The sequence below is a fragment of the Klebsiella terrigena genome (assembly GCF_006539725.1).
Classification (GTDB): Bacteria; Pseudomonadota; Gammaproteobacteria; order Enterobacterales; family Enterobacteriaceae; genus Klebsiella; species Klebsiella terrigena.
Map to the genome: position 1 here is coordinate 145,316 of NZ_BJNO01000001.1, position 18,678 is coordinate 163,993.

At 60.2% G+C, this 18,678-nt stretch carries 14 protein-coding genes and 1 pseudogene; 8 read left to right on the top strand and 7 right to left on the bottom strand.

The window, feature by feature from the left end; genetic code table 11:
- The first annotated feature begins 10 nt into the window (after window positions 1-10).
- Window positions 11-1,450, top strand: coding sequence for an anion permease (locus tag RTE01_RS00695; RefSeq protein ID WP_041145406.1), 1,440 nt, complete (start codon window positions 11-13; stop codon window positions 1,448-1,450).
- 30 nt (window positions 1,451-1,480) lie between these two features.
- On the opposite strand, the gene narI is transcribed toward RTE01_RS00695, so the two are convergent.
- The 6 genes from narI to RTE01_RS00725 all read right to left on the bottom strand — a co-directional run bounded on the left by narI (window position 1,481) and on the right by RTE01_RS00725 (window position 10,465).
- Window positions 1,481-2,161 (bottom strand): respiratory nitrate reductase subunit gamma, encoded by a 681-nt coding sequence (narI, locus tag RTE01_RS00700; RefSeq protein ID WP_041145407.1) that lies wholly within the window; start codon window positions 2,159-2,161, stop codon window positions 1,481-1,483.
- On the bottom strand, window positions 2,158-2,853 hold the full coding sequence (gene narW / locus RTE01_RS00705) for a nitrate reductase molybdenum cofactor assembly chaperone (protein ID WP_076947208.1): 696 nt from the start codon (window positions 2,851-2,853) through the stop codon (window positions 2,158-2,160). The genes narI and narW overlap by 4 nt, the downstream gene beginning before the upstream one ends.
- Window positions 2,853-4,379: a nitrate reductase subunit beta gene (gene narH, locus RTE01_RS00710; RefSeq protein ID WP_141334540.1), complete on the bottom strand. Its 1,527-nt coding sequence runs from the start codon at window positions 4,377-4,379 to the stop codon at window positions 2,853-2,855. The genes narW and narH overlap by 1 nt, the downstream gene beginning before the upstream one ends.
- Complete coding sequence (locus tag RTE01_RS00715) at window positions 4,376-8,116, bottom strand: nitrate reductase subunit alpha (protein WP_141334542.1); 3,741 nt, start codon at window positions 8,114-8,116, stop codon at window positions 4,376-4,378. Before RTE01_RS00715 ends, narH begins: the two co-directional genes overlap by 4 nt.
- 68 nt (window positions 8,117-8,184) lie before the next feature.
- Complete coding sequence (locus RTE01_RS00720; RefSeq protein ID WP_041145411.1) at window positions 8,185-9,573, bottom strand: NarK family nitrate/nitrite MFS transporter; 1,389 nt, start codon at window positions 9,571-9,573, stop codon at window positions 8,185-8,187.
- Between the two features lie 304 nt (window positions 9,574-9,877).
- Entirely contained in the window at window positions 9,878-10,465 is a 588-nt protein-coding gene (locus tag RTE01_RS00725; RefSeq protein ID WP_041147612.1) for a TetR family transcriptional regulator, read from the bottom strand.
- Between the two features lie 120 nt (window positions 10,466-10,585).
- On the opposite strand from RTE01_RS00725, the gene RTE01_RS00730 reads away from it, so the two are divergent.
- Window positions 10,586-12,085, top strand: coding sequence for an MFS transporter (locus RTE01_RS00730; RefSeq protein ID WP_041145412.1), 1,500 nt, complete (start codon window positions 10,586-10,588; stop codon window positions 12,083-12,085).
- On the opposite strand, the pseudogene RTE01_RS00735 reads toward RTE01_RS00730, so the two are convergent.
- Window positions 12,080-12,915, bottom strand: a pseudogene (locus tag RTE01_RS00735) (IclR family transcriptional regulator domain-containing protein). The gene RTE01_RS00730 and the pseudogene RTE01_RS00735 sit on opposite strands and share 6 nt — an antisense overlap.
- Window positions 12,916-13,217: 302 nt before the next feature.
- Between RTE01_RS00735 and RTE01_RS00740 the strand changes: the two are divergent.
- From RTE01_RS00740 to benC, 6 genes are all read left to right on the top strand, one after another.
- Entirely contained in the window at window positions 13,218-14,336 is a 1,119-nt protein-coding gene (locus RTE01_RS00740; RefSeq protein ID WP_041145414.1) for a muconate cycloisomerase family protein, read from the top strand.
- 19 nt (window positions 14,337-14,355) lie between these two features.
- Window positions 14,356-14,646, top strand: a complete 291-nt coding sequence (gene catC / locus RTE01_RS00745; protein WP_041145415.1) for a muconolactone Delta-isomerase — start codon at window positions 14,356-14,358, stop codon at window positions 14,644-14,646.
- Window positions 14,647-14,721: 75 nt separating this feature from the next.
- Window positions 14,722-15,648: a catechol 1,2-dioxygenase gene (gene catA, locus RTE01_RS00750; RefSeq protein ID WP_134525844.1), complete on the top strand. Its 927-nt coding sequence runs from the start codon at window positions 14,722-14,724 to the stop codon at window positions 15,646-15,648.
- A 135-nt stretch (window positions 15,649-15,783) separates the two neighbouring features.
- On the top strand, window positions 15,784-17,166 hold the full coding sequence (locus tag RTE01_RS00755) for a Rieske 2Fe-2S domain-containing protein (protein ID WP_134525846.1): 1,383 nt from the start codon (window positions 15,784-15,786) through the stop codon (window positions 17,164-17,166).
- On the top strand, window positions 17,166-17,651 hold the full coding sequence (gene benB / locus RTE01_RS00760) for a benzoate 1,2-dioxygenase small subunit (protein WP_041145418.1): 486 nt from the start codon (window positions 17,166-17,168) through the stop codon (window positions 17,649-17,651). The genes RTE01_RS00755 and benB overlap by 1 nt, the downstream gene beginning before the upstream one ends.
- Window positions 17,652-17,660: 9 nt before the next feature.
- On the top strand, window positions 17,661-18,677 hold the full coding sequence (gene benC / locus RTE01_RS00765; protein ID WP_115192831.1) for a benzoate 1,2-dioxygenase electron transfer component BenC: 1,017 nt from the start codon (window positions 17,661-17,663) through the stop codon (window positions 18,675-18,677).
- The last annotated feature ends 1 nt before the right edge of the window (window position 18,678 follow it).

Sequence of the window (18,678 nt, forward strand, 5' to 3'; positions counted from 1 at the left end):
TGGGTGAGATATGATTAAATCAAATGTATTAAAAACAATATTGCTTGCGGTAGTGATATTATTATCGATATTCATTCCTCCGCCTGATGAATTGAGTCGCGAGGCCTGGATTCTCGCGGGGATATACCTTTCCGCTATCGTCGGGCTGGTTATTAAACCGTATCCCGAACCCGTTATTATGCTGGTTGCTGTCGCATTAACCTGTTTTACGATTACCCAGTTTGCCGATTCACCGGTGAAGTCAATGGATGTCCTCAGCGGGTATGCTTCAGGTACAACCTGGCTGGTGTTCAGTGCCTTTACGCTTAGCGCGGCGTTCGTCACCACCGGATTGGGGAAGCGGCTCGCCTACTGGTTTATCCTCAAATTTGGCAACACAACGCTCAGGCTGGGATATGTCACCGCGCTATTGGATTTGGTGCTGGCGCCCGCCACGCCATCAAATACGGCACGTGCAGGTGGCGTCGTGTTTCCCATTATCAACAGTATCGCGATGGTATTAGGCTCAACGCCGAAGGAATCACCCTGTAAAGCTGGCCGCTATCTGATGGTCAACGTGTATATGGTCACCAAAACGACCAGCTATATGTTTTTAACGGGCTTTGCCGGCAACGCGTTAGCGCTACAGTTAATTTCCGATATTTTCCATATTCATATTAGCTGGATCGGCTGGATGCTGGCAGGAGCGCCGTTGGGATTATTGATGCTGTGTCTAATTCCCTATATCTGCTATAAGGTGTCCGCCCCGGAGATTAAACGAATCGATAATATTGGCATTGCGAATGACGGGCTTAAAAATCTTGGGCCAATGAATAACAAAGAGAAGGGGTTAGTGGTGGTATTTATCGCCGCGCTATTAGGCTGGATCTTCTCTCGTCATCTTGGTCTGAATGAATCGTCGGTGGCTATTATCGCGATGGGGAGCGCACTGCTGTTTAATATCATCAGCTGGAGTGATGTTCAGCAAAATAAAGGCGGCTGGAATACCCTGATTTGGTATGGCGGCATTATTGGCCTCAGCGCCACCCTCAGCAAGGTGGGGTTCTTCCGTTGGCTGGCGGATTTCCTGTCAGCGCATCTGGATTTCCTCAGCGCAGGCAATATGACCATCGTCATTATCGTGTTCCTGAGCGTGCTGGTGCGCTATTTCTTTGCTTCCGGCGGAGCATACGTAGCGGCGATGGTGCCGGTCTTCGCCACGGTAGGGCTGGTCACCGGAACGGCGCCCGTGCTGCTGGCGCTGGCCATTTTGTTCTCAAACTCCTACGGCGGCTGCATTACCCACTATGGCGGCGCAGCGGGACCGATTATCTTCGCGTCGGGGTATAACGATATCAAGTCGTGGTGGACGATCGGCACTCTCGTGGCGCTATGCACGTTTCTGGTCCATATGGTTCTTGGCATTCCCTGGTGGGAATTCCTGCTGCAGCACGGAATGCTGCAGCCCTGATAGCCCGGCTACGCCAGCCGGGCCTCCCCCTCAACGCCGGGATCGCACCACCTGGTAGCGGCGGGTTAGGTACTCGACCGGTGCGCTCCAGACGTGGACCAGCCGGGTGAAGGGGAATATCAGGAAGATAGTCATCCCCAGCACCAGATGGACGCGGTAGATAATCGCCACGCCGTCAAGATGCGCCGAAGCGCCGGCGTGGAAGGTCACCACCGCCTGCGCCCAGTCCACCAGTTTGAGCATCTCGCTACCGTCCGGGTGCCGGGCGGAGAAGGGGATCGTCGTCAGGCCAAGAATGCACTGAATCAGCAGGATGCTGAGGATCAGAATATCCGCCGTCGACGAGGTCGCGCGAATGCGCGGGTTGGTCAGGCGGCGGACCAGCAGGCCCGCGCCGCCGATAAGCGTCAGCACGCCGCAGGCGCCGCCGAGGATCATCGCCATCAGCTGCTTTTGCGACATCGGCAGGAACCACGAGTAGACCCAGTGTGGCGTCAGCATGCCGAAGAGGTGGCCGAAGAAGATGCCGAGAATGCCGATGTGGAACAGGTTTGACCACAGCACCATTCCGCGCTTGTCGAGCATCTGGCTCGAGGAGGCGCGCCAGGTGTACTGGCCGTAGTCGTAGCGCAGCCAGCTGCCGAGCAGAAACACCGTGCCGCAGAGGTAGGGGTAGATATCGTAAAAAAAGACGTTGAGGTACTGTATCATTTCGGGCCTCCGGCACGGACGTCAACGTACTGTGGCGCGACGTCCTGGCTAAAGCGTCGTTGATAGTTTTGCAGCGGGGAGCTGTCGCAGGCGGTGGCTTTATCTTCGATAAATTTCACCTGCTCCTCTTCCCACACCGCATCCAGCGCCTGGCGGGTATCATCGCGCTTTTCACCCGCCACCTGCTTAGTGACACTGTCACTATTAAGTTTGCTGCCTGCCAGCGCCAGCAGCACGTCAAATAGCTGATAATACTCGCACTGGCGCTGCTTCAGCCGCCCGCCGAGTAGCGCCAGAATCGGCGCGACGTTCTGCAATCCTTCGCGGCTGCCCTCCGGCGGCAGGGTGCTGAGATACTCCAGATACAGCGGTAAATGGTCCGGCAGCTCGCGGCAGTCGATTTGCAGGCCGGCCTGCTCGTACTGATTCATCAGGTCGACCATCGCCTGGCCGCGATCGCGGGACTCCGCGTGCACGTGCTCAAACAGCAGCAGCGAGGTGGCGCGCCCGCGTTCAAAAACTTCGCACCACTCGGCCTGACGGTCGAGCAGCGGCGCGGCCAGCAGCGGTTCAACAAACGCCAGCAGGGCCGGCGCATCGGCGCTGACCAGCGCCAGCGCCTCCTCGCGGTTGTCCCACAGCACGGCGTCCGGGTACTCCAGCAGCAGACCGATTACCTTGAGGATGCGCATTAGTCTCTCTCCCCGATATTGATCGCATCGATGCGCTGGCTGTTAAACAGGTTGAATTTGGTATCCGAGCCGTGACAGCCGTCGCCGAAGGTGAAGCCGCAGCCGTTTTTTTCCGGGAAGGCGTCCTCCGCCATTTCGCGATGGCTGGTGGGGATCACGAAGCGGTCTTCGTAGTTGGCGATCGCCAGGTAGCGGTACATATCCTCTACCTGCTCAACGCTGAGGCCGACCTCTTCAATGGCGCGGGTATCGGTAACGCCTTCTACGGTCTGGGAGCGTTTGTAGTGGCGCATCGCCATCATGCGCTTCAGGGCGCGCAGCACCGGGCCGGTGTCGCCCGCGCTCAGCAGGTTAGCCAGATACTGCACCGGAATACGCAGGCTTTCGACTGCCGGCAGAATGCTGCCGTTGTTCGGCAGGCCGCCGGCGTCGGCAACCGACTGGATCGGCGACAGCGGCGGCACGTACCAGACCATCGGCAGCGTGCGGTATTCCGGATGCAGCGGCAGCGCCAGCTTCCAGTCCATCGCCAGCTTATAAACCGGTGATTTCTGCGCGGCGTCGATGACGTTATGCGGGATCCCCTGCTTCAGGGCCTCCTCAATCACCGCCGGATCGTGCGGATTAAGGAACACCTCGCACTGACGTTCGTAGAGGTCGGTTTCATGCTCGGTGCTGGCCGCTTCTTCGATGCGGTCCGCGTCATACAGCAGCACCCCGAGATAGCGGATACGCCCGACGCAGGTCTCCGAACAGACCGTCGGCTGGCCGGATTCAATGCGCGGATAGCAGAAGATGCATTTTTCCGACTTGCCGCTTTTCCAGTTGAAGTAGATTTTTTTGTACGGGCAGCCGCTGATGCACATGCGCCAGCCGCGGCACTTGTCCTGGTCGATCAGCACGATGCCGTCTTCTTCACGCTTGTAGATGGCGCCGCTCGGGCAGGTGGCGGCGCAGCTCGGGTTGAGGCAGTGCTCGCACAGGCGCGGCAGGTACATCATGAAGGTGTTTTCAAACTGGCCGTACATCTCTTTCTGCATTGCCTCGAAGTTGCGATCGCGGGCGCGCTTTTCAAACTCGCCGCCGAGCAGCTCCTCCCAGTTGGGGCCCCAGGTGATTTTATCCATCCGCTTGCCGCTGATCAGCGAGCGCGGGCGGGCGGTAGGCAGGTGCTGGCCTTCGGGGGCGGAGTGCAGATGCTGATAGTCGTAGGTAAAGGGCTCGTAATAGTCGTCGATCCCCGGCAGCACCGGATTGGCGAAGATTTTAGACAGCACGCCGACGCGGCTGCCGAGGCGCGGCGTGAGTTTGCCGGTGATCCCGCGGATCCAGCCGCCTTGCCACTCCTCCTGGTCTTCCCAGTTTTTCGGATAGCCGATGCCGGGCTTGGTTTCGACGTTGTTAAACCAGGCATACTCCATGCCTTCACGCCCGGTCCAGACGTTCTTACAGGTGACCGAACAGGTATGACAGCCAATGCATTTGTCGAGGTTCAGCACCATTCCGACCTGTGAGCGTATTTTCATTTTTTCGCCTCCTGTACCTGATCGCGACCTTCGTCATCCAGCCAGTTAATGTTTTTCATTTTGCGAATCATGATGAACTCATCGCGGTTAGAACCGACGGTGCCGTAGTAGTTAAAGCCGTAGGCCAGCTGCGCGTAGCCGCCGATCATATGGGTCGGTTTCGGGCAGATACGGGTGACGGAGTTATGGATCCCGCCGCGCCTGCCGGTGACTTCAGAACCCGGAATGTTCATGATTCGCTCCTGGGCGTGGTACATCATGGTCATTCCGGGCGGCACGCGCTGGCTGACCACCGCGCGGGCGGTGAGGGCGCCGTTGGCGTTGAACGCCTCAATCCAGTCGTTATCCTCAATCCCCAGCTCCTTCGCGTCGGCTTCGCTGAGCCAGACGATCGGCCCGCCGCGCGACAGGGTCAGCATCAGCAGGTTTTCGCTGTAGGTGGAGTGGATGCCCCATTTCTGGTGCGGCGTCAGGAAGTTCAGCGCTTTTTCCGGGAAGCCGTTGGGCGGGATCTCCTTCATACGGCTGACGCTGCGGGTGTCTATCGGCGGTCGATAGACCACCAGGCTCTCGCCAAAGGCGCGCATCCACGGGTGATCCTGATAGAGCTGCTGGCGGCCGGAAAGCGTGCGCCACGGGATCAGCTCATGCACGTTGGTATAGCCGGCGTTGTACGACACGTGTTCGCTCTCGAGGCCGGACCAGGTGGGGCTGGAGATGATTTTGCGCGGCTGGGCCTGGATATCGCGAAAGCGGATCTTCTCATCCTCTTTGTTGAGCGCCAGGTGGGTGTGATCGCGGCCGGTAAATTCGCCGAGGGAGTGCCAGGCCTTCACCGCCACCTGACCGTTGGTCTCCGGCGCCAGGCTGAGGATCACCTCGCTGGCGTCTATCGCGCTGTCGATGCGCGGACGACCTTTGGCCGGGCCGTCGAGCTTGACGTAGTTCAGCTTGCCGAGGAAATCGACCTCATCCTGGGTATTCCACGAAATCCCCTTGCTGCCGTTGCCCAGCTTGTCGAGCAGCGGGCCAAGGGAGGTAAAGCGCTCCCAGGTCGCCGGGTAGTCGCGCTCAACCACCGCGATGGTCGGGGCGGTTTTCCCGGGGATAAGATCGCACTCGCCCTTGTGCCAGTCGAAGACGTCAAAGGGCTGCGACAGCTCCCCAGGGGAGTCGTGCTGCAGCGGCAGCAGCACCACGTCGGTCTCTTTATCAAGGTGGCCGACGCAGACCTCGGAGAAGGCTTTAGCAATATCTTTGTAGATTTCCCAGTCGCTTTTCGCATCCCAGGCCGGGTCAACGGCGGCGGAGAGCGGATGGATAAACGGATGCATATCCGAGGTATTCATATCGTCTTTTTCATACCAGGTGGCGGTCGGCAGGACGATATCGGAGAACAGGCAGGTGCTCGACATGCGAAAATCGAGGGTCACCAGCAGGTCGAGCTTGCCCTCAATGGCGGCGGTCTGCCACTCCACCTCTTCCGGCTTCACCTCGTCCGTTGCCCCCAGCTCATCGCCCTGAATACCGCTGTCGGTGCCCAGCAGGTATTTGAGCATGTACTCGTGGCCTTTCCCGGACGAGCCCAGCAGGTTGGAGCGCCAGATAAACATGTTTCGCGGATGGTTTTTGCCGTTATCCGGCTGCTCGCTGGCAAAGCGGATATCGCCGGATTTCAGCGCCTGGGCGGTGAAGTCGGCGGGAGAGAGTCCGGCGGAATCGGCCTGCTGCTTAATGGTCAGCGGGTTGACGCTCAGCTGCGGCGCCGACGGCAGCCAGCCCATGCGCTCGGCGCGGACGTTAAAATCAATCAGGTGGCCGCTAAAGCGGCTGGCGTCGGCCAGCGGCGACAGCAGCTCCTGGGCGGTGAGCTTTTCGTAACGCCACTGGCTGGAGTGGTTGTAGAAATAAGAGGTACTGTTCATCTGGCGCGGCGGGCGGTTCCAGTCGGTGGCGAAGGCCAGCGGCAGCCAGCCGGTTTGCGGGCGCAGCTTCTCCTGGCCCACGTAGTGCGACCAGCCGCCGCCGCTCTGCCCGATGCAGCCGCAGAATACCAGCATGTTGATCATCCCCCGGTAGTTCATATCCATGTGATACCAGTGGTTGACGCCGGCGCCGAGAATAATCATCGAACGACCGTGGGTCTTATGCGCGGTATCGGCGAACTCCCAGGCGATCTGTTCGATGTGTCGGCGCGACACCCCGGTGATCTGCTCGGCCCAGGCCGGGGTGTAGGCTTTAAGATCGGCAAAATCCTGCGCCGCGTTGGCGTCATCGAGGCCGCGATCGAGACCGTAGTTGGCGAGCACCAGATCGTAAACGCTCGCCACCAGGCCGCTTTCACCGTTTGCCAGCGCCAGCTGCTTCACCGGCAGCTGATGGATGAGCACCGGCTCCTGCTTCACGCTGCGAAAGTGCGGGTTTTCGTTACCGCCAAAGTAGGGGAAGCCCACCGCGGCGACGGAATCCTTGATATCCAGCAGGGAGAGCCGCAGCTCGGTCGCCTTACCGGCCGCCAGCTGCTCGAGGTTCCACTTGCCTTTCTCACCCCAGCGAAAGCCGATCGAGCCGTTAGGCGCCACCAGCTCTCCTTCGGCGTTGAAGGCGACGGTTTTCCACTCAGGGTTGTTGCTTTCGCCCAGCCCGTCCAGCAGGTCCGAAGCGCGCAGCATGCGCCCGGGCACCCAGGTACCGTCGTCCCGGCGATCGAGTATCACCAGCATCGGCATATCGGTGTAGTGGCGACAGTAGTTGAGGAAGTAATCGCTGGGGTTATCGAGGTGGAAGCGCTTGAGGATCACGTGGCCCATCGCCATTGCCAGCGCGCTGTCGGTACCCTGTTTGGGCGCCAGCCACTGGTCGCAGAGCTTGGCGACCTCCGAATAGTCCGGGGTGATGGCGATGGTTTTGGTGCCTTTGTAGCGCACTTCGGTGAAGAAGTGGGCGTCCGGCGTCCGGGTCTGCGGGACGTTGGAGCCCCAGGCGATAATGTAGCTGGAGTTGTACCAGTCGGCGGATTCCGGCACGTCGGTCTGCTCGCCCCAGGTCATCGGTGAGGCGGGCGGCAGGTCGCAGTACCAGTCATAGAAGCTCAGGCAGGTTCCGCCGATCAGCGACAGATAGCGGGTACCGGCGGCGTAGGAGACCATCGACATCGCCGGAATGGGCGAGAAGCCGGCCACGCGGTCCGGGCCGTAGTTTTTAATGGTCCAGACGTTGGCGGCGGCGATCAGCTGGTTGAGCTCTTTCCAGGTTGAACGAATAAACCCGCCTTTGCCGCGGGCCTGCTTGTAGCTCAGGCATTTTTGCCGGTCCTGCATGATGCTGTTCCACGCGTTGACCGGGTCCGGGTGCTGCGTCAGCGCCTCGCGCCACAGCTCAATCAGCCGCTTGCGCGCCAGCGGGTACTTCAGGCGGTTGGCGCTGTAGAGGTACCACGAGTAGCTGGCGCCGCGCGGGCAGCCGCGCGGCTCGTGGTTCGGCAGGTCAGGGCGGGTGCGGGGATAGTCGGTCTGCTGGGTTTCCCAGGTGACGAGCCCGTTTTTAACGTAGATCTTCCAGCTACATGAGCCTGTACAGTTTACGCCGTGCGTGGAGCGGACAATCTTATCGAACTGCCAGCGCTGACGGTAGCTATCCTCCCAGTCACGGTTGGTGTTGTACACCTGGCCGTGGCTGTTGGCAAAGCTTTCGCCTTTTTGCTTAAAGTAGCGAAAGCGATCCAGTAGTTTGCTCATGACATTATCTCCTGACGGGGGATTGCGCCCCCGTGGTTACACTGCTCAACATGTATTTCTTGTTCTGTTTATTTCGTTGCCGGCTTGCGGCGCCCGTAGACCAGCCAGGTCACCAGCACGCAAACCACGTAAAACACAAAAAAGATCTTCATGGCGCCGACCGGAGAGCCGGTCATGGCCAGCGAGGTGCCAAAGGCTTTGGGAATGAAGAAGCCCCCAACGGCGCCAATGGCGGAGATAAAGCCGAGCGCGGCGGCGGTATCGGTCACCGCCTCATGCTGGGCCTGTTCGTCGGTCCCGCCGCGTTTTTTGACGCTATCGACGGTGATTTGTCGAAAGATCACGGCGATCATCTGGAAGGTGGAGCCGCTGCCGAGGCCGGCGGTGAGGAACAGCCCCATAAACACCACGTAAAAGGCGAGGAAGCTGCCGGAGCCGGAGCCCGGCAGGGTGAGAAACAGCAGGCCGGTGAACAGCGCCATCAGGACAAAGTTGGCGAGCGTCACGTTAACCCCGCCGAGGCGGTCTGAGATAATGCCGCCAAACGAGCGGGCCAGGGCGCCGATAAACGGGCCGAAGAAGGCCAGCTGCAGGATATTGACGTCCGGGAACTGCGTTTTCGCCAGCATCGCAAAGCCGGCGGAGAAGCCGATAAACGAGCCGAAGGTTGCGAGATAAAGCAGGCTCAGCAGCCACATATGCGGACGTTTTAGCACCGGCAGCTGGTCACGAATTGACGTTTTGGAACCGGCGATATCGTTCATGCCGAACCAGGCGGCGGCGGTGGCAATCAGCAGCAGGGGAACCCAGATCAGCGGCGAGTTGCCGAGCCAGAGGATCGAACCGTCCGGCTGTTCGGTGCCACGCACGCCGAGGAAGGTAAACAGCGGCAGGAACACGAAAATTGGCGACAGCAGCTGCATCACGCTGACCCCGAGGTTGCCCAGCCCGCCGTTAACGCCGAGCGCGCTGCCCTGCTTAGCCTTCGGGTAGAAAAAGCTGATATTGCCCATGCTGGAGGCAAAGTTGGCGCCGGCGAAACCGCACAGCAGGGCGATGGCGATAAATATCCAGTACGGCGTCGCCGGGTCCTGCACCGCGAAACCGAGCCACAGGCACGGGATCGCTAATATAACGGTACTGATCACCGTCCAGTAGCGCCCGCCAAATATTGGCACCATAAACGAATAGGGCACGCGTAATATTGCCCCGGAAAGCGAAGGAAGGGCGGTTAATAAGAAGAGCTGGTCGGTAGTGAAATTAAATCCGACTTTATTAAGATTGACCGCTACGGCGCTAAATAACATCCAGACGCAGAAGGCGAGTAGCAGGCAGGCAACTGAAATACAAAGGTTTCTTCGTGCAATCTTTTTGCCTTTGTTTTCCCAAAATGCCGGGTTTTCGGGTCTCCAGTCTTTTAAGAGGTAATGATTATCTTTCTCATTTTGTGTTGGCATATTGCCCTCGATTGCACCGTAACCAAAGAAAATAGCGATCTGAAAAGCGGAAAATAGAAAATAAAGCAGCGGTTGTTATGCAGGCTGGTCGTTTTAATTATTGTAATGTTTGAAAGAATAGATAAAAAAAGCGGAGCAGCAGAAAACACGCGGTGAATAGAGGGTTGTTATTTGTTACAAAATGTAAATAAGTTGTAGAGTAGGTTGTAAAGAAAAAGAGGGTGTCGGCCCTATCCACAGGTGGGCCGCGCCGCGAGAACGGTGTCAGCCGCCTCCCGAGGGTGGCGGCGGGAGAGACCAGGGATTATTCAGGAAGGCGTAAAAGCTCTAGTGTTATGTAATGGTTTATATATCGACTAAAGGCGGCGTCATCAATCTCCTTCATTCCCAGCGCGTAGATGCCGTCCAGGCCGCAGACGAGGGCAATGAGCCGCCAGGCAATATTCTCCGCGCTATCGCCGGGATGAAACTCCCCGGCCGCGGTTCCGCGCTGAATAATGTTGACCGTCTCTTCGTGCCACAGGCTCATGGTGAGCAGGTAGGCCGCTTTGATGTCGCTATCGCTGCTGGAAAGCAGCTGCCCCTCGCGCCACAGGCGAATGTACGGATCCAGCCGGCCATCTTCGCTGCCGAGCATAGAAAACAGGCGCTCGTTCCAGCTCGCCGCATCGTCAACCAGCTGGATGGCCAGCATATCCCGAATCAGCTGGACGAAGGCGTGGGCCTTCAGCTCGCCGATGGAGGTGAAGTGGTGGTGCAGCTGCCCGGTGGCCACGCCGGCCTCGCTGGCTATCTGCCGAACGGTCATTGCGCCAAGGCCGCCGCGCAGGGCCACGCGCATCGCCGCCTGCAGGATAACTTCCCGCCGATCTTCCCGACTTAAATAGTTCATATGCTCCCGCCGCACAGTGGTTTTCATCGATAGTAACAAAAAGTTGGACAGTCGTTCAACAATCCGGCAGGATCGCATTCCTGGACGCGTGTCCAATTTAGTTAATTGAGGAAATGTAGTATGTCTCGGCAATGGTTAACGCTAATAGCGATTTTGCTGGTTTATCTTCCAGTGGCGATCGATGCCACGGTGCTGCACGTAGCGGCGCCAACGCTTAGCGTATCGCTGGGAACCAGCAGCAACGAGCTGCTGTGGATCATTGATATTTATTCATTAGTGATGGCCGGTATGGTGCTGCCGATGGGCGCGCTAGGCGACAAAATTGGCTTTAAGCGCCTGCTGCTGCTCGGCAGCGGGATTTTCGGCGTTGCGTCGCTGGCGGCGGCCTTTTCCCCCAGCGCGATGGCGCTGATTGCCTCCCGGGCGCTGCTGGCCATCGGGGCCGCGATGATCGTCCCGGCGACGCTGGCCGGCATTCGTAACACCTTTGCCGAAGCCCGCCACCGCAACATGGCGCTGGGCCTGTGGGCGGCGATTGGCTCAGGCGGCGCGGCTTTCGGTCCGCTGGTGGGCGGAATGCTGCTGGAGCACTTCTACTGGGGATCGGTGTTCCTGCTCAACGTTCCCATCGTGCTGGTGGTTATGGCCTTCAGCGCGCGAATGGTGCCGCGCCAGCCCGCGCGACGCGAGCAGCCGCTAAATATGCTGCAGGCGTTGATGCTGATTACGGCAATCCTGATGCTGGTCTTTAGCGCCAAAACGGCGCTCAAAGGGCAGCTTGAGCTGTGGATCACCGGACTGGTGGCCCTCGCCGGCGCGGGGATGCTGTTCTCCTTCGTGCGCCGGCAGCTCTCATCGGCGAGGCCGATGGTGGATATGCGCCTCTTCACGCACCGCATTATTCTAAGCGGCGTGATGATGGCAATGACGGCGCTGATTACGCTGGTGGGTTTCGAACTGCTGATGGCGCAGGAGCTGCAGTTTGTGCACGGTAAAACGCCGTTTGAGGCCGGGTTATTTATGCTGCCGCTGATGGTGGCCAGCGGGTTTAGCGGGCCGATCGCCGGGATGATGGTCTCGCGCCTCGGCCTGCGTCAGGTCGCCACCGGCGGGATGCTGCTCAGCGCGTTCAGCTTCCTTGGGCTGTCGATGACCGACTTTAGCAGCCAGCCGTGGCTGGCGTGGGGGCTGATGACGATGCTGGGCTTCAGCGTTGCCAGCGCGCTGCTGGCCTCCAGCTCGGCGATTATGGCCGCCGCGCCAAAAGAGAAGGCGGCCGCGGCGGGCGCGATTGAAACGATGGCCTATGAGCTCGGCGCCGGGCTGGGTATAGCGCTCTTTGGCCTGATCCTGACCCGCAGCTACAGCTCGTCGATTGTATTACCGAACGGTATTGACGGCGGCGCGGCGGAGCAGGCCGCCTCCTCCATCAGCGAGGCGATAAATCTGGCCCAGTCGATGCCCGCTATTCCGGCCCATGCGCTGGTTGAGGCGGCCAAAACGGCGTTTATCAGCGCCCACAGCATCGTCCTGGCAACGGCCGGCGTCCTGCTGCTGCTGCTGGCAATGGGGATCTGGCGCAGCCTCGCGAAGGTGCCGCCGGTGAGTGACGCCCTATAGCTGGAGAGAGAGCTCCATGGCGGCCCGGCGCAGCGGCGCCAGGGCCAGCTCTTTTAGCGCTCCGGCGCTCATCGCGGCCGCAGGCACGCCGACGTTGAGCGCCGCCACCACCTGGCCGCCGCGCGACAGCAGCGGCACCGCCAGCGAACACAGCCCAACCTCAATCTGCCTGTCCGCAAGCGCGTATCCCTGCATGCGGACTTTGGCAATTTCCTCGCGCAATCCCGGCAGATCGCAGACCGTATGCGGGGTGTAGCGCATTAGCACGGCTCGTGACAACGTCACCTCAAGCTGCTCTTCCGGCAGCGCGCTGAGCAGCACCCGGCCCATCGAGGTGGCCCAGGCGGGCAGGCGGCTGCCGCGCCCGATGTCGACGCTGAGCAGGTTGTTGACCGCGGCTCTGGCGATGTACAGCACGTTATCCCCATCCAGGGTGGCGGCCGAACAGGACTCGCCCAGCGTTTTGCCCAGCGTATCCAGCGCGGTCTGCGCCACTTTTGCCAGCGGAGTACCGGCAAGGTAGGCGTGGCCCACCGCCAGCACGCGCGGCAGCAGCTCGTAGCTGCGGCCATCGGGGCTGTGTACCATCCCCAGCGCCGCCAGGGTATAGAGGCAGCGGCGCACGGCGGCGCGAGAAATTTGCGTTTTCTGGCTGAGCTGCGAAATGGTCAGCCGCTGGCGCTGGGGAGTAAAGGCGTTGAGCACCTCCAGCCCGCGCGCCAGCGACAGCATAAAGTTTGGGTCGTGTTCGGCCTGCCTGGCGCTGAGGGTGGTTGGGGATCTATCGCTCATTGAATTCCTCTCCATTCGAAGACAAAGCTCGCGGGCATCACTATACCCTGCGCACAGCGGGCGGCGGCGGAATGTGCGCGTTTTCCCACCCGGATCACATTATTAACCTCAATTTAACAAGCGCGTCGATAATCGCACAACATTTCGATTATCGCCGTTGACCGTGCCGGTGGCTGCCCCCTATTGTCAAAGGCATCGTCACCTCCCGTTATGGTTGGGGGCACAAAAAGTTATACCCGATATCGACTATGCAGCCGCCGCGCCTGGCCACCTTACCGGTGCCGCAGCGGACGCTGCGCGAAGATCCCGGGGCCGGCTATTTCACGATTGGGAACAGAAGATGACCGCGACCGTAGAACGCATTGAAAGCTGGCTGGTTGATGTCCCGACCATTCGCCCGCACAAACTCTCAATGGCCACCATGGGCTGCCAGACGCTGGTGATTATTCGCCTCACGCGCTCCGACGGCATCTGTGGGATCGGCGAGGCGACCACCATTGGTGGCCTGAGCTATGGCGTCGAAAGCCCGGAGGCCATCGTCTCCGCCATTACCCACTATCTGACGCCGCTGCTCAAGGGCCAGCCGGCGGATAACCTCAACGCGCTCACCGAGCGCATGAACGGCGCCATTAAAGGCAATACCTTTGCCAAATCGGCGATTGAGACCGCGCTGCTCGATGCCCAGGGCAAGGCGCTGGGGCTGCCGGTTTCGGCGCTGCTGGGCGGGGCGCTGCAGACCTCGCTGCCGGTGCTGTGGACGCTGGCGAGCGGCGATACCGCGAAGGACATTGCCGAAGGTGAGCGGCTGCTGAGCGAACGCCGCCATCAGGCGTTCAAGCTAAAAATTGGCGCCCGGGAGCTGGCTACCGACCTCAGGCACACCCGCGCGATCGTCGAGGCGCTGGGCGACCGGGCCAGCATCCGGGTTGACGTCAACCAGGCGTGGGACGCCACCGCTGCGGCCAGAGGCTGCCGCGAGCTGGCGGCGATGGGGGTCGACCTTATCGAACAGCCGGTTAGCGCGCAGGATAACGCCGCCCTGGTGCGCCTTAGCCACCGCGTCGAGACCGCGATCCTGGCGGATGAAGCCGTCGCTACCCACTATGACGGCTACCGCCTGGCCCAGCAGGGATTCAGCGGCGCCTACGCGCTGAAGATTGCTAAAGCCGGCGGTCCGGCCAGCGTGTTGGCCCTCGCGCGGGTGGCGCAGGCGGCGGGCATTGGCCTGTACGGCGGCACCATGCTGGAAGGGAGCGTCGGCACGGTGGCGTCGCTGCACGCCTGGTCAACGCTGCCGCTGCAGTGGGGAACCGAGATGTTTGGCCCGCTGCTGTTGAAGGACGACATCATCAGCGTGCCGCTGACCTTCGCCGAGGGGCAGGTCGTTCTGCCGCAGACGCCGGGGCTCGGCGTCGAGCTCGATGAAGATAAGCTGCAGTTTTATACCCGTAAAGCGTAAGCGCGCACAGGAGAGAGAAATGCTGTTCAAAGTGGATATGACCGTCAATATTCCGCTGGGGTTTCCCGGCGCCGAAATTGAGGAGATCAAGCAGCGTGAAAAGGCCTACTCGCAGCAGCTGCAGCGGGAAGGTAAATGGCGGCATATTTGGCGCGTCGCCGGGCTGTACGCCAACGTCAGTATTTTTGACGTGCGGGACGCCGAAGAGCTGCATCAGATATTAATGGGGCTACCGCTGTACCCGTTTATGGAAATACGCGTGGAGGCGCTCTGCCGTCATCCATCATCGATTCGTGAAGACGATAAATAATAATAATTAACCTCGCGCCGGTTTATATCGGCGTAAACCCTACAAATAAGCTGCAAGCAATAAGTGAGAATCGTGATGAAAAATTCTTTCGTACAACAAGAAGCCGTGCAGAAATTATTACGTGAAAGTGCCGGCCTGAACGTTCCCGGCGGCAACGAGCGCTTTAAAGCCATCGTCCATCGCATCCTCGAAGATATGTGTACCCTGATCGATGATTATAATATTAGCCAGGAAGAGTTCTGGCACGCGGTGAACTATCTCCACGAGCTGGGCGGGCGTCAGGAGGCGGCGCTGCTGGCGGCGGGCCTCGGAATCGAGCACTTCCTCGACCTGCGCCAGGACGCTATCGAAGCCGCCCAGCACCGGGAAACCGGCACCCCGCGCACGATTGAGGGGCCGCTGTACGTCGCCAACGCGCCGCTGAGCGATGGCCACGCGCGGATGGATGACGGCAGAGATGCGGGTGAGGTCATGTGGCTGCATGGCCAGGTTTGCGACACCCAGGGGCGCCCGGTAGCGAACGCCGTGGTCGATATCTGGCACGCCAACACCCTCGGGAATTACTCCTTCTTCGACCAGAGCCAGGGAGAGTATAACCTGCGCCGCCGCATTCGTACCGGCGCCGACGGCCGCTACAGCGTGCGCAGCATCATGCCTTCCGGCTACGGCTGCCCGCCGGATGGCCCGACCCAGAAGCTGCTTGACCAGCTGGGGCGTCACGGTAATCGCCCGGCGCATATTCACTTCTTCGTTTCGGCTCCGGGCCACAGGCATTTAACCAGTCAGATTAACCTCAATGGCGATAAATACCTGTGGGATGACTTCGCATTTGCTACCCGCGACGGGCTGATCGCCGACCCGGTTAAAATCACCGATCGCGAGCTTATCCAGCAGCGTAAGCTCGACGGCGCGCATACCGAAGTGTGCTTTGATTTCACCCTCTGCCCGGCGCTAAACGCCGATGAAGAGCAGCGCGGCACCCGCCTGCGCGCGCAGGAGTAAGCCGCGCTTTTAACCCGGGCAGCGGCGTCGCGTCCTGTCCGGGCTACCGGTATCATCGCCTTAATTAATCCGTACAGCGTCGTCATCATTTCGCCACCGCCTTTTAATCCTGAATAATGCAGGAGGACCTGACTCATGCAAAAAACGTACGCAACGTTAAAAGCTAAAATTAGCAACGCATTAATTGTTGACCGTGAAAAGCATATTTATCGCTGCCATCGCTCAATATTTACCGACAGCCAGCTATTTGATTTTGAAATGAAGCATATATTCGAAGGCAACTGGGCGTTTCTCGCCCATGAAAGTCAAATTGCCGAGGCCGGAGATTATTATACCCTGACCCTCGGGCGCCAGCCGGTGATTATTACCCGGGATAAAAAGAACCAGCTCCATGCGCTTATTAATAGCTGCGCGCACCGCGGCGCCATGCTGTGTCGGCGCAAAACCGGGAATAAAAACTCCTTCACCTGTCCGTTCCACGGCTGGACCTTTGGCAATAGCGGCAAGCTGCTAAAAGCGAAAGACGAGAGCACCGGCGGCTACCCGGAGACGTTTAAACACGAGGGCTCCCATGACCTGAAAAAGCTCCCGCGCTTTCAGTCCTACCGCGGCTTTCTGTTCGGCAGCCTCAGCGACGACGTGCAGCCGCTGGAGCAGTATCTCGGCGAGACCCTGAAGATTATCGATCTGATGGTCGATCAGGCGGCCGAAGGGCTGGAGGTCCTCAAAGGCTCCTCGAGCTACGTTTATGAGGGTAACTGGAAGCTGGGGGCGGAAAACGGCGCCGACGGCTACCACGTCAGCGTGGTGCACTGGAACTACGCCTCAACGATGTCGCGGCGCAACTATGAAGCGGAAGGGACGCACTCGGTGGACGCTAACGGCTGGTCGAAAAGCCTCGGTGGCGGCTACGGCTTTGAAAACGGCCATATGCTGCTGTGGACCCGCGCGCTCAATCCGGAGGTGCGTCCGGTTTACGCGCACCGGGCGCGCCTGCAGGCGGAGTTTGGCGAGCTGCGCGCCGACCAGATGGTCAACGAAACCCGCAACCTGTGCCTCTATCCTAACGTCTACTTAATGGATCAGTTCTCCACTCAGATCCGCGTGATCCGCCCGATCGCCGTCGATAAAACCGAAGTGACCATCTGGTGCTTTGCGCCAAAAGGGGAGCCCAACGAGGCCCGCGCCCTGCGTATTCGCCAGTACGAGGATTTCTTTAATGTCAGTGGAATGGGCACCCCGGATGACCTCGAAGAGTTCAGCGCCTGCCAGCGCGGCTACCTCGGCGAGAGCCTGGCGTGGAGCGACCTCAGCCGCGGCGCGCTGCACTGGGTCGATGGTGCGGATGAGCACGCCCGGCACGCCGGATTTACGCCGCTGCTGAGCGGAGTCAAGTCGGAAGATGAAGCCCTGTACATCGCCCATCACCACCACTGGCAGAACGTGATGCTGGCGGCGCTTGATAAAGAGCAGCAGCGCTACGACCAGTCGATTACCCAGCGCGTGGAGGTGGCGTAATGTTGACGCTTGAACAGGTTCGCCAGTTTCTCTACTACGAAGCCCGCCTGCTTGACGACCGCCAGTGGGACGAATGGCTGACGTGCTACAGCCCGAAGGTGGTGTTCTGGATGCCGGCGTGGGGCGATGACGACCGGCTCACCCGCGACCCGCAGCGCGAGATTTCGCTGATCTACTACCCCAACCGCGAGGGGCTTGAGGACCGGGTGTACCGCATCAAAACGGAACGCTCCGGCGCCAGCACCCCGGAGCCGCGGACCACGCACACGATCAGCAACGTGGAGCTGACGGGTGAAGGCGAGCAGGGCCTGGAGGTGCGCTACAGCTGGGTGACCTGGAGCCATCGCTACCAGCAGACCGATGCCTATTTTGGCTCGACCTGCTGCACCCTCACCGTCGAGGACGGCAGGCCGCAGATTGTGCGAAAAACCGTGCGCCTGAACAACGACTACATCCGTCAGGTCATCGACGTTTACCATATTTAAGAGGGGCTTATGACCTTTAATATTGCGCTCAATTTTGAGGACGGCATCACCCGCTTTATCCACTGCAACCCCGGGGAGAAGGTGCTGGATGCCGCCTATCGGCAGAAGGTGAATTTGCCGATGGACTGTTCGGACGGCGTCTGCGGCACCTGTAAATGCCGCTGCGCCAGCGGTGATTACGCCCTGGGCGATGACTATCTCGAAGAGGCGCTGAGCGACGAGGAGGCCGCCGCGCGCCAGGTGCTGACCTGCCAGATGATCCCGACCAGCGACTGCGTGATTGACGTGCCGGTGGCGGCGGCGCAGTGCAAAACCGCGCTGGCCAGCGTCGGCGCGGCGGTGGTGGCGGTCAACGCCCTGTCGGAGAGCGCCATTGAGCTGGTGGTCGCACTTGACGAAGCGCTGGCGTTTCTGCCGGGGCAGTACATCAATATTCAGGTCCCGGGTACCCCCCACGTGCGCGCCTACTCCTTTAGCTCCCTTTCCGGGGCGCGTGAGGGCCGTTTCCTGATCCGCAACGTGCCCGGCGGCATCATGAGCCAGTGGCTGACGCAGCGCGCGCGGCCCGGCGAGCGGCTGATCCTCAGCGGGCCGATGGGCAGCTTTTATCTGCGCGGCGGCGAGCGTCCGCTGCTGATGCTCGCCGGCGGAACCGGCCTGGCGCCGCTGTTGTCGATGCTGCACACCCTCGTGCAGCAGGGCAGCACCCGCCCGGTGACCCTGGTGTACGGCGTTACCCGCGATAGCGATCTGGTCAAAACCGAGGCGCTGGACGCCTTCGTCGGCCAGCTCTCCGGCTACCGCTGGCTGCCGGTGGTGGCCGACCCGCAAAGCGGCTGTCCGCAGCGTGGGTTTGTCACCGACCATCTCGATGAGTCCATGCTTAACGGCGGGGATGTTGATATCTACCTCTGCGGTCCGCCGCCGATGGTTAACGCGGTTTCCTCCGCGCTTCGCGACCGCGGCGTTGAGCCCGCCGGTTTTTGGTATGAAAAATTTATCGCCAGCCAGAGCGCGGCGGCATAAG